General features: G+C 46.5%; 11 protein-coding genes. 5 read left to right on the top strand and 6 right to left on the bottom strand.

Features of this window, described 5'->3' with window-relative positions; translation table 11 throughout:
• Positions 1-55: 55 nt before the first annotated feature.
• The 3 genes from ACH97_RS09855 to ACH97_RS09845 all read left to right on the top strand — a co-directional run bounded on the left by ACH97_RS09855 (position 56) and on the right by ACH97_RS09845 (position 3,158).
• Positions 56-1,072 (top strand): tripartite tricarboxylate transporter substrate binding protein, encoded by a 1,017-nt coding sequence (locus ACH97_RS09855; RefSeq protein ID WP_041817434.1) that lies wholly within the window; start codon positions 56-58, stop codon positions 1,070-1,072.
• A 102-nt stretch (positions 1,073-1,174) separates the two neighbouring features.
• Positions 1,175-1,630 carry a tripartite tricarboxylate transporter TctB family protein gene (locus ACH97_RS09850; protein WP_048350052.1) on the top strand — a complete coding sequence of 152 codons (456 nt, stop codon included), beginning with the start codon at positions 1,175-1,177 and terminating at the stop codon, positions 1,628-1,630.
• Between the two features lie 22 nt (positions 1,631-1,652).
• The gene (locus ACH97_RS09845) at positions 1,653-3,158 is read left to right on the top strand and encodes a tripartite tricarboxylate transporter permease (protein ID WP_020450940.1); all 1,506 of its coding nucleotides are present in this window, start codon (positions 1,653-1,655) and stop codon (positions 3,156-3,158) included.
• Between the two features lie 19 nt (positions 3,159-3,177).
• On the opposite strand, the gene ACH97_RS09840 is transcribed toward ACH97_RS09845, so the two are convergent.
• Complete coding sequence (locus ACH97_RS09840; protein WP_020450941.1) at positions 3,178-3,897, bottom strand: response regulator; 720 nt, start codon at positions 3,895-3,897, stop codon at positions 3,178-3,180.
• 3 nt (positions 3,898-3,900) lie between these two features.
• The gene (locus ACH97_RS09835) at positions 3,901-5,463 is read right to left on the bottom strand and encodes an ATP-binding protein (RefSeq protein ID WP_020450942.1); all 1,563 of its coding nucleotides are present in this window, start codon (positions 5,461-5,463) and stop codon (positions 3,901-3,903) included.
• 170 nt (positions 5,464-5,633) lie between these two features.
• Here ACH97_RS09835 and ACH97_RS09830 point away from each other — a divergent pair, with 170 nt between their 5' ends.
• Positions 5,634-6,782 (top strand): competence protein CoiA family protein, encoded by a 1,149-nt coding sequence (locus ACH97_RS09830; protein ID WP_020450943.1) that lies wholly within the window; start codon positions 5,634-5,636, stop codon positions 6,780-6,782.
• Between the two features lie 212 nt (positions 6,783-6,994).
• A complete protein-coding gene (pepF, locus tag ACH97_RS09825; RefSeq protein ID WP_023856662.1) occupies positions 6,995-8,824 on the top strand; it encodes an oligoendopeptidase F in 1,830 nt (609 codons plus the stop codon).
• A gap of 57 nt (positions 8,825-8,881) precedes the next feature.
• Here the strand turns inward: pepF and ACH97_RS24020 are convergent, their stop codons facing one another.
• The 4 genes from ACH97_RS24020 to ACH97_RS09810 all read right to left on the bottom strand — a co-directional run bounded on the left by ACH97_RS24020 (position 8,882) and on the right by ACH97_RS09810 (position 11,890).
• The gene (locus ACH97_RS24020; RefSeq protein WP_020450945.1) at positions 8,882-9,049 is read right to left on the bottom strand and encodes a hypothetical protein; all 168 of its coding nucleotides are present in this window, start codon (positions 9,047-9,049) and stop codon (positions 8,882-8,884) included.
• 411 nt (positions 9,050-9,460) lie between these two features.
• Positions 9,461-10,363: a protease adaptor protein SpxH gene (spxH, locus tag ACH97_RS09820; RefSeq protein ID WP_048350054.1), complete on the bottom strand. Its 903-nt coding sequence runs from the start codon at positions 10,361-10,363 to the stop codon at positions 9,461-9,463.
• Positions 10,360-10,758: a globin domain-containing protein gene (locus ACH97_RS09815; protein ID WP_003180652.1), complete on the bottom strand. Its 399-nt coding sequence runs from the start codon at positions 10,756-10,758 to the stop codon at positions 10,360-10,362. The genes spxH and ACH97_RS09815 overlap by 4 nt, the downstream gene beginning before the upstream one ends.
• Positions 10,759-11,236: 478 nt before the next feature.
• Positions 11,237-11,890 carry a lytic transglycosylase domain-containing protein gene (locus tag ACH97_RS09810; RefSeq protein ID WP_020450947.1) on the bottom strand — a complete coding sequence of 218 codons (654 nt, stop codon included), beginning with the start codon at positions 11,888-11,890 and terminating at the stop codon, positions 11,237-11,239.
• Positions 11,891-11,899: the final 9 nt, after the last annotated feature.

The raw sequence follows: 11,899 nt of genomic DNA, 5'->3' as shown, positions 1-11,899 counted from the left end.
ACGAAAAGTCGGGGAAGCTATAATGAAAGCGATTACAATGAAGGGGGAGCACAACATGACAAAGAGGGGTAGATGTTACGGCTTTACAATTTTGCTTGTGTTTGCGCTGATTTTGGGAGGATGCGGCGGAAACACGGCTTCAAATAAAGCCGCGAACGAAAAAGACTTTAAACCTTCGAAAGCAATTGAGGTCGTTGCGCCTGCCGGAGCCGGCGGGGGATGGGATACAACGGCCAGAACGATCTCGAAAATTATGGGTGAAGAAAAATTGATTGAAAAGATGGCTGTCGTCAATAAACCGGGCGGCGGGGGAGCGTCGGGATGGTCGTATGTCCACCGCAAAAAAGGTGATAACCATACGTTGTTTGTTACATCTCCGCCGATTTTGTTCGTGCCTTTAAACGGACAATCCCAGTACGGTCACAATGATTTTACGCCGATCGCAAGCGTGATTGCCGACTACGGAGCGTTTGTCGTTCATAAAGATTCGCCTTATCAGTCGATGACAGATCTTGTGGATGCGCTGAAAAAAGATCCGAAAAAAGCCTCTATTGTAGGGACGTCTTCTCCGGGAAGCATGGACCACATGCAATTTGTCAGCGCTGTTCAAAAGGCTGGCGTTGATGCGAAAGAGCTGAAATACATTACGGCGCAAGACGGCGCCGGGATGAGCATGCTGCTCGGTAAAAAAGCCGACGTCTACTCGACGGGTGTCGGTGAAGCGGCCGAACAGGCGCGAGCCGGAAAAGTCAGAGTGCTGGCCATCACCGCTCCCGAACGCATGAAAGGAGATACGGTCAAAGATTTTCCGACCTTAAAAGAGCAGGGAATCGATGATGAATTTACGGTCTGGAGAGGATTTATGGGACCTCCGGGAATGAGCGAGTCCGCCGTAAAATATTATGAAGAAAAAATCAAAGAGATGATGGAAAAAGACAGCTGGAAATCGATTCGGGACAGCTATGGATGGACGGATAAGTTTATGGGCCATCAAGAATTCAAAAACTATCTTGACGCTCAATATAAAGAAATGGAAGCGCTCCTTGATGATATCGGATTAGGTGGCAAATAAAATGGTCTCCGCGCGGTTGCCGGTATGGAAAAGCGACTTAAAAGCTTTGCCCGGCACAGCCGGCGACCGGCAAGCTGAAATCGAGAAAGGCTGGTGTAAACCATGAGAATCACAAACCGGGCCGTTTCTGTCATCATTTTGGCTGTGGCAGCCATTTACCTGGCGTTCAGCTATAATTTAGACAGCTATCCGTACGCGGTGATCGATGCGGACGTGCTGCCGAAAAGTTTAGGCATATTGCTTCTCATTTTGGGTGTATTTCTGTTTTTTGAAAAAGATCAAAAAGATACAACGGTGAAAAAGCTGTTTCAGCTGAAGAAAAAAGACGTCAAGGTCATGATGCTCTGTGTTGCTTCTCTGTTGATCTACATTTCGATTTTGGAATTCATCGGATTTTTGCTTTCTACGGTAATGCTGCTGATCGTTTTGCCCGCGGTGTTGGGATATCGAAATTGGACAACGGCTGCGCTCGTTTCACTGATTTTCAGCGGCACAATTTATTTTTCATTCAACTATGTGCTCAACATCATGCTTCCGCAGGGGGTTATGCCTTTTTAATCGAACATAAGGAGGAAAGTGCATGTTAGATAGTATATTATACGGATTTCAGGTGGCGCTGACTCCGCAGAATATCATGTTCGCTTTTATCGGGGTGCTGATCGGGACGGTTATCGGGATGCTGCCTGGGCTCGGGCCGATCACTGCGATTGCCATTATGATCCCGTTAAGTTACGGAATGGACCCGGCCTCCGCGTTAATTTTGATGGCGGGTGTCTATTACGGAGCGGTCTTTGGCGGTTCGACGTCATCGATTCTGTTAAATGCCCCCGGAGTAGCGGGCACTGTCGCAACATCGTTTGACGGCTATCCGATGGCAAAGCAGGGGAAAGCGGGAAAAGCCCTTGCCATCGCTGCAATTTGCTCCTTTGCAGGCGGAACGATCACCGTAGTTGCGCTGATGCTCGTCGCACCGACAATGGCAAACATTGCGGTGACATTTGGACCGACAGAATATTTTGCATTGATGATGCTCGGCTTGGTGGCAATTTCAAGCCTTTCCGAAGGATCGACAGTCAAGGCGCTGATTTCTGCGACATTGGGCTTTATGACCGCTACCATCGGGATTGATCCGCAGACGGGGACCGAACGGTTTACATTCGGTGTGGCAAGCCTTCTGGAAGGCATCGATTTTCTGATCGTGGCTCTCGGTTTGTTTGCACTTGCTGAAGTTGCGTTCTTGATCAAGACGCGGAACAAGCCGATGACGGAAGGAGCGTCTCAGGTCGGCAGCCTGAAGGTGACGAAAAGCGAAATGAAAGAGATTTCGGGACCGATCGCAAGGCATTCGGTCATCGGATTTTTGCTCGGCATCCTGCCCGGTGCAGGGGCGACAATTGCATCATTTATTTCTTATATTACAGAGAAGAGAATCTCAAAACATCCTGAAACGTTTGGCAAGGGAAATATCAAAGGGGTCGCAGCACCTGAGACTTCGAACAATGCGGCAACGAGCGGCGCATTCGTACCCCTTCTGACACTCGGGATTCCCGGATCAGGAACAACGGCCGTCCTGCTCGGCGCCCTTTTGGTCGTCGGCGTTCAGCCGGGACCGCTCATGCTGACGGATCATCCCGACGTGTTCTGGGGCGTGATCGCAAGCATGTATATCGGCAATTTATTTCTGCTGATTTTAAATTTGCCGTTAATTCCTTTCTTGTCAAAAATTCTTCTGATTCCGAAGCAGCTTTTAATTTCGCTCATATTTGTTTTCTGCCTGATCGGCGTCTATGCTGTGACATTTAATGTCGTGCATCTTTATATTCTGGTGTTCTTCGGAATCCTCGGGTATTTTATGAGAGTGCTGTCTTTTCCGGCGGCTCCGTTTATTTTAGCTTTTATTCTCGGAAGTTTGATGGAAGAATCGTTTAGACAAGCGATGACGCTGTCATCAGGAAGCCTGTCCGTGTTTATTGAAAGTCCCGTCACAATCGGTTTATTGATTACGGCTCTTTTGTCGCTCATCGTACCGCCGATTTCCCGGGCAATGAAGAACAAAAATAAAAAGTCGATCGATTTGGAAGGCTGAGCTTTTGATGTCCGGAACGCTACGTTTCCGGACTTTCATTTTTCACAGGCTTGTAGCGGCGTTCGGGACGTCCGACGGTTCCATAAAAAAGTTCTGTTTTTACATGCTTTTCCGCAGCTAAAAATTCTAAATAGCGCCTTGCGGTCGTCCGGCTGACACCGATGGTGCGCCCGAGATTTTCGGCGGTGATGCCATCGCTGTTTTCACTTTTGTTTAAAACGCCGGCTACTTTTTTCAGCGTCAGGCCGTCGATTCCTTTCGGATAATCGGCTTCAGCGGTTTGTTTTTCTTTCATGATGCTTCGCCTTTTTGCCATCAAGCTGTCAACGTCTGTCTGATCGATTGAAGACATTTCATTTACCTTGAGCCGGTAGGACCGATAGTTTAACAGCGTTTCTTTCAGCCTGGAAAACATAATCGGCTTGATCAAATAATCGACGGCTCCCGCGCGAATCGCCTGTTCGACATACTCAACTTCTTTCGCAGCCGTAATCATCATGACGTCTGTATGTCTGAGCTTTTGTCTGATCAGCCAGAGAAGCTCCATGCCTGAGCCGTCCGGCAGAAAAATGTCGAGCAGGACAAGATCGGGCTTCACGTCCGGAAGCAAATCCTTTGCATCTTGAAAATTTTCTGCGATTCCAATAACAGAAAATCCTTCAATTTTGCTGATCAGTTTTTGATGTATGTCAGCGTTCCTGATGTCATCCTCTACGATAAACACTTGTAATGCTTTCATAGGTCAGTCCCCCAGCGTTTCTCTATTTGGTATCACGACAGTAAACAATGCTCCGCCAAGGTCGCTTTTATCCGCTTTGATTTGTCCGTTTAACGCATTGACGGCTTCTTTGACTAAAAAGAGGCCGAGACCGCGGTGATTAGCCGCTTTTGTCGAATAAAACTTTTGAAAGATCCGCTCCTGTTCCTCCTCGGGAATACCGTCTCCCGAGTCTTCGACTTCAATTAAGATGTGATCTCCCCCGTCTGACAAGAAGACAAGGATGCTGCGGTCTTTTTTGTGGGAAACGGCGTCAAAAGCATTCTCAATCAAATTTCCTAAAATCGTAATGAATTTGCCTTTGTCCATTTCGTCCGGCAAAGCGTCCAATTTTGAGCTTTCATCGATTTCCAGGTTGATGTGCAGCTCTTTTGCACGGTTGACCTTTCCCAGCAGCAACCCGGAAAGAAGCGGATCAGGAATCGAATGGATGAGAAATCGCAGCATTTCCTGATGGCTTTTGTTCTCTTTTTGGATCAATTCGAGCGCTTCAGAATAGCTTTCCAGCTGGATCAGTCCCGCGATTGTGTTCAGCTTGTTTGAATATTCGTGGGTCTGGGCTCTCAGACCTTCCGCGTATTGCGAAGTTTGCGCCAGCTTTTTGGAGAGTTCGTCAATGTCCGTCTTTCTCCTGAAGCTTGCAACGGCCCCGCGGATTTTTTCGTTTTCGAAAATCGGCACTCTGTTGACGATTAATTCTTCATTTCCGATCGTTAATTCCTGATCTTTTTGCGCCGTTTTCGTTTTCATCACTTCGGGGAGCAGCGTATCTGGAAGAAGCTCGGAAATCGGTTTGCCGAGCCACTGATCTTCGCTTTCGACGCGAAGGAGCTCACACGCTTTTCTATTCAAGAGCGTGATTTCTTCATGTTTGTTGATGGCGATCAAGGCCTCGTGCACAGATTCTGTAATCGCCTGTTTTTCAGTATATAATTGATTAATTTCATAAGGTTCAAGACCGAAAATGGACTTTTTGACATTGCGGGAAATATAGACGGCTCCCAAAACCCCCATCAGCACGACAAATCCTAATAAAAATATTAATTTTGTCTGATATTGCGAGACGGTATCCTGAATATTTTCTTTTAAAAAACCGACTGAGATGATTCCGACGATTTTGCCGTTTTCATTAAGGATCGGGGCTTTGCCCCTGATGGCCGGGCCAAGCGTGCCGACGGCTTCCGAAATATATGCTTCCCCTTTTTTAAGAGCGCGCTGATTGTCTCCGCCGACCATCGGTTTGCCGATTTTTCCCGGGTGCGGATGCGCATAGCGAATCGCATCCGCCGAGCCGATCACAATGTATTGCGCACCGGACTGCTTTCTCGCGTTTTCTGCAATTGGCTGAAGGATTCGGGACGGATCGTCCGTTTCAAAGGCTTCCTGGACGGAAGGCATCTGGGCGAGCGTTTTCGCCATATCGAGCGCTCTGGCTTGAATTTGTGTTTTTAACGAATTTTCTAAAATGATTAAATAGAGGCCGCTCATAACAGAAAGCAAGATGAATAGCAGGGTGAGAATCAGCAATGTAAGCTTGGTGGTCAGCTTCCGTTTGATGTCAAAAACTCCTTTTCTAAAAATTTCGAGTTCTATAATACTACTTTATATAAAATCGGCCTGATTTTGAAGCGTTTTCAAAAAAAGGAAAGCTTCCGCGCATGTTGAATACTTGATCAAACAGGAAGGAGAGAGACAATATGTTCAGTGCAATGATCGATCAAGAAGAGATCATCTGTCTTGCCGACGGATACAAAACCGAAGATCTCAAGCGGTTGAGAAAAAGACATTTATTTTACTGTCCGGTTTGCCGGTGTGAACTCGACCTGAAAGTCGGTGCTGTCAAGCTCCCGCACTTCGCTCATAAGCAGGGTGCAGCATGTCCGGTGCAACATGAACCGGAGAGCTCCTATCACCTGAAAGGAAAACGGCTGTTGTACGAATGGCTCGGCAGACAAGGCTTCCACCCGGTGCTTGAACCGTATTTGCAAGAGATCAGACAAAGGCCCGATTTGCTTCTGGAATACGGAACCCGCCAGGTTGCAGTTGAATTTCAATGTGCGAATCTCGATGCAGCAGCGTACCGAAAAAGAACGGACGGCTTTCTCAAACTGGGAATCGAGCCGTTGTGGATTCTGGGCGGTAACCGGGTAAGACGCTTGACGAGGAGTTTTTTTCAGCTTTCAGGGTTTCACTGGCAGTTCGCTCAGAAAAGGGATAAGCCTCCTAAGCTCCTGTTTTTTTGCCCCGAACAAAAGGCTTTCATCATCCTCGAACACTTGATTCCCTTTCAAACAAACAAAACATCCGCATCCTTGCGTTTTCTCCCACTTGCTGAAGCAGGCTGGCATGATTTAACCGCATGGGAAAACTGTTCGCCTCTCCAGCTTAAAGGTTGGAAAGAAAACATCCGCAGCTTTCGAATGTCGACCGTGCGTTTTTTATCAAAAGAAGCGAAGCAGATGGCCGCGCTCTTTTATGAAAAGTTCCGGCTCCCGCTCCCTTTTTTCCCCTCAGAAGTCTTTCTCCCGGTGCCGTCAGGCTATATTTTTGCCCACCCGGTTTATGTGTGGCAAGGGCACCTTTTCTTATTTATAACGAAGCATGATACGTTTCGCCTGCAGTCTGCGGTTCATTATATGGACTGGCTCGTCAAGGGCAAAAGGCTGAAGCTGAGATGGAGCGGGCAGCAAACGGCTGCTGATGCCGTTTGTGAATACATTTGTTTTTTGCATAAAAAAGGATTTTTAGAGAGGAAAGAGGAATTTTATTATTCCGCGGGTCCTGTTGCTCCGGAGCCGCGGCTGGAGGCGCTGTTAAAAAGGGATGAACATTATTTTTCCGAATGATTATCAAGCCTTTCGTTCAACCTAAAGAAAGGAAGGTGGTGTCCGGGCTGTTTCAGATCAAAAGATATGTATTTTATTTTTTAACGGCGGGATTTTGCGTCTTTTTTTTCGCATATGATTTGACAAAAGACGGTGAAAAAACAGAAGATAAACACAATACAAGTTTATTGGACAACAATGGACTTGGAGTAAAGAAAGCGAGGGGATTGACAGTGGCTGAAGAAAAAAAATCGAAGAAACTGCCTTCAAGAGAAGAGGTGAAGCAAGAAGACACGTGGAGACTTGAGGATATCTTCCCGTCAGATGATGCTTGGAGCGAGGAATTTCAAGCCGTTAAAGAACTGCTGCCCAAGCTTTCCGAATTCAAGGGCAGGCTCGGCCATTCCGCCGATGATCTATATGAAGCGCTGACTTATCAGGATAAGGTGATGGAGCGTCTCGGGAAGCTGTATACTTACGCTCACATGCGCTATGATCAGGATACTGGAAATTCTTTTTACCAAGGTCTCAATGATAAAGCGGCCAACCTCTATACCCAGGCTGCGAGCGCGACGGCCTACATGGTGCCGGAAATACTATCGATTCAAGAAGAAAAGCTTCAGCAGTTCCTGCTGGAAAAAGAGGAGTTAAAGCTTTACTCGCATGCTCTCGAAGAAATCAATAAAGAGCGTCCTCACGTACTGAGCGAGGAGGAGGAAGGAATTTTGGCCGAAGCGTCTGATGTTCTTTCATCTTCTTCCAACACGTTCGGCATGCTGAATAACGCTGATATGGAATTTCCGGAGATCACCGATGAAAATGGAGAAAAGGTACAGCTCACACACGGCAATTATGTCACCTTTTTGGAAAGCGAGAACCGCGATGTCCGCCGCGCGGCATTCAAGGCGGTTTACGAAACATACGGCCGCTTTAAAAACACGCTCGCTTCCACGCTCAGCGGAGCTGTGAAAAAAGACAACTTTTATGCGAAGGTTAAACATTATAAATCGGCGCGGGAAGCTGCTTTGTCGCGAAACAGCATTCCTGAAGAAGTCTATGACAATCTTGTCAGCACGATCAACAAGCATCTCCCGCTTCTTCACCGCTATGTTGAGCTTAGAAAAAAAGTGCTTGAGCTTGATGAAGTACACATGTATGATCTGTATACTCCGCTGGTAAAGGACTCTGGAATGAAAGTTACCTACGAGCAGGCCAAGGACTATATGCTAAAAGGTTTGACGCCTTTAGGGGAAGAATATTCATCCATCCTGAAAGAAGGATTGAACAACCGCTGGGTCGATGTGTATGAAAACAAAGGAAAACGCAGCGGCGCTTATTCTTCAGGAACTTACGGAACAAATCCGTATATTTTGATGAACTGGCAGGACAACGTCAATAATTTGTTTACGCTCGTCCATGAATTCGGCCATTCCGTGCACAGCTACTATACGAGAAAATATCAGCCTTACCCGTACGGAAACTACAGCATTTTCGTAGCCGAAGTAGCTTCTACGACGAATGAAGCACTTTTGGGAGAATACTTGCTGAATACAATCGACGATGAAAAACAGCGGCTCTACATTTTGAATCATATGCTTGAAGGCTTCAAAGGAACGGTTTTCAGACAGACGATGTTTGCCGAATTTGAACATGAGATCCATAGCAAAGCCCAGGAAGGGGAACCGCTGACACCTGAGCTGTTAACGAGCATCTACTATGATTTGAATAAGAAATATTTCGGTGACAATATTGAGATTGATAAGGAAATCGGTCTTGAGTGGTCAAGAATACCGCATTTCTATTACAATTATTATGTGTATCAGTATGCGACAGGCTTCAGTGCAGCTCAGGCACTCAGTCAGCAGATTTTAAAAGAAGGCAAATCGGCTGTTGACCGCTATATTGAGTTCTTGAAAGCGGGTAGCTCGGATTATCCGATTGAAGTGCTGAAAAAAGCCGGTGTTGATATGACATCTTCGGAGCCGATCGAAGCTGCGTGCAAAAAGTTTGAAGAGCAGCTGAACGAAATGGAAGAACTTTTGCAAAAAGTCAATCATTCATAATAGGCGAGTATATAGAAGAGGCTGCCGGTTATACCGGCAGCCTTGTTTTCGATGAGGTCAAAAACCTTTAAATGTTTTACGGTGGTTGAGGCGGCTGAGCGTAAAAAGGATTGATATAAATAAGAGAGGGGACGTAATATAAAGGGGAAACATATTCATCATACCTAAAATATTCAAGACGAAAAAAAATAATATTGATGCAAGTCCTAAAATGATCTGAAGCATAAAAACCCTCCTAAGGACTGATAAAATTTCACAGGGGGAGACGAGGCGCAAAAAGGCAGCAAAACCGGGCGCCAGTTCGCATAAATCGCGGTATGGCAACGTGCGGTGGGCTCGTTTTCTTTGTTACTTTGATCATATGATGGACATCTATTTTTTATGTTTTTGTGACAAAAATGTGAAAACTAATGAAATCAGTTGTCAAAACTCGACATGATTTGATATTATAAAGATGTGAAATTGATCACAAACAAACATTTACCCCTTTGTTTGACCGTGAAAAATTTCTCCCATCCCCTTTGTTGTCGTTAAGACATAATTAGAAACCGCGCTTATCCCGGCGCGGTTTCTTACTGCTTCAAATAGGAACGTGCGTTCGTTTTAGCGCGAAAAAAAACACGGGAGAAACCCGTGCTATTTTTCGCATTGATAAAGCGGTCCGGCATCATGATGTCCGTTTATATAGCGCCAGAACATGCCGTGTTTCGCTTCCACTCTTTCGACTTTGCGGGCGAACGCGAGCTTTTTCATTTCCCGTTCCACCTCTTCCAGCGTCCAGTCGTAAACGACGGCAATTTCTTTGTCGGCTACAAATTGAAAGTATTCGATAAAAAGTTCGAGCGGAGGTGTTTGTGAAGGCTTCGGCTCATCACCGAGCATCTCAAACAATATTTCTTCGTAAATCTCGTATGAATAATTTCCGGTTACTTTTAAGCCTTCTCCTTCGCGGAGACTGTTAAAAAACGTAAGAGTCGGGACAGATGCCACTTCCATTTCGGCAGCGATTTTCAAATCGCATTGCAGGGCTTTCACGGCGCTCTGCGAATGAAGATCCCTTTTAAATTCCTCCAGATCGAGCTGTGTATGCTCTGCGATCGCCAGCAGCACCTGTTCTTCGGTGATATCCTGCCGATTGAGAAACAGGCTTTCCTGCATGCATCTCAAAAACTGCAGCCCTGCTTTTCTGCCTTGCAGTTCCGCCGCTTTTAAAGCGAGTGAAGCGAGGTATGGTGCGGAGAGCGCTTTGTCATGCAGGAGCGTCCCGTCACAAGACATGCCTGATCTGCATGCGATCTTTTCCCATGCCTCTGCGAGGCGGTGCTTTTTACGTTTCTGAACGTTCAGCGCTGTGATGCTGCATGCGGCGATGATCCTTAGTGTGAAAAAACGGCCGTAGCGGATTTTCAACTTTTTGATCGCCGGCTCCAAAGCCCAGCATTCGGGAGACAAAGGGTCGACAAACATATAAATTTCCATCGGTTTTTGCGGATGTCCATGGCAATGGAAGAAAAATTGGTCACGCTGATTTAGTGTCAATGTGAACCATCCTCCATTTTAGGCTGATTTACCATATGTCTGGCTGTCAATGTCAGCCTTTCAAAAAGAAATTCCCTTATTTCGCCCTTTAAACCGACATGATCCATTGCCTCTTTCATACACGAAAGCCATGCGTCCGCCCGTTCCGGTGTGATTGGAAACGGCAGGTGCCGCGCCCTCAGCATCGGGTGTCCGTGTTCTTCTGTATAAAGCGGCGGACCGCCTAAATATTGCGTTAAAAATTGCTTCTGTTTTCTTGCCGTTTCCGTTAAGTCGTCCGGAAAAATCGGGTAGAGCAGCGGATGCCGCTTTACACGCTCATAAAAAGTATCAACAAGTTGCGATAGAAGCTCTTCTCCAATCGCTTCATAAGGTGCGTTAAACGATTGTCCCATGTTGACTACTCCTTTTAATATGGCTAATAGGAAAATATACCGATTCCTATCGCAAAAAAATATTTATCTTGTGCATCATTTATTATTTCACGATTGTATATACTTATTTTAGCAACCTCGTTCCATTTCTACAAACAAACCGACTTCTGCCTGCGGGCGAAAATCGCTGATTTTGTTTCAAATATCATATCATATTCGCTTCTTAAATGTGTATTTTTAATACCGGGAGGATCAAAGAGGAAGTAAATGCGGACAAAAAAGCCGGAAAGCGTCCTTTCCAGCTCAGCGTGTCGACAAACCCTCGCATTCGTTGTCAGGCCTGCGCGTCGGTGCTCACGAATTCCAACATTCGCTCCGATGCTCGGCCTTCCTAGACTGCAAGGGTTTTCAATCACGCTGAAAGGATGACAAAATCCCAAAACTAAAAGTCGTTTTGGGATTTTGTCAACAATCTGAGCCGGAAAGCATCCTTTCCGGCTTAAGCATAGTAATTTGAGGTGATTCTTTTTACATAATTTTGCGTTTCTTTAAAAGGGGGAATGCCTCCGTATTTTTGGACATTTCCCGGTCCGGCATTGTAGGCCGCTAATGCGAGGTTCACATTCCCGCTGTATTTATCGAGCATCTGCTTTAAGTATTTTGTTCCGCCTTCTATATTTTGTACGGGGTCAAAAGCGTTATTCACGCCGAGCGCTTTCGCCGTTGACGGCATGAGCTGCATCAGGCCCATGGCGCCGGCCGGGCTGACCGCTTTTTCCTGGTAGCGCGATTCCTGCTTGACGACGGCATGAATCAGCTTCTCATCGACTCCGTATTTTTCTGCGGCGTTTTTGATGATCTGGTCAATGCTCTGATTTTGGCCGCCGAAAGAGACGGGTTTCGCTGCGGCAGATGGGACGGCCGCAATTGCCGCAGGCTTTTCGGCTGTCAGCGGCGCCTGGAGCTGAGACCCTGTCGACACGGCCGGAACAACCGCGGGCTGTGAAGACTCCAAACCGCCGACATTGCTTAAATATTGGTTTAAAATCGAGCTGAAATCAAAACCAGCATCTTCGGGACCGCTGTCTGAAGCCGGATAAAACGACCGTATCGCCTGGAGTTCCAAGAGGGCGGCCAAATGGTTGACGTTCATTGTTTTCCC

It is taken from the genome of Bacillus paralicheniformis, assembly GCF_001042485.2.
Taxonomy (GTDB): Bacteria; Bacillota; Bacilli; order Bacillales; family Bacillaceae; genus Bacillus; species Bacillus paralicheniformis.
Note: the sequence above shows the minus strand (reverse complement) of the source record. Positions and strands in the feature narration are given on the sequence as shown.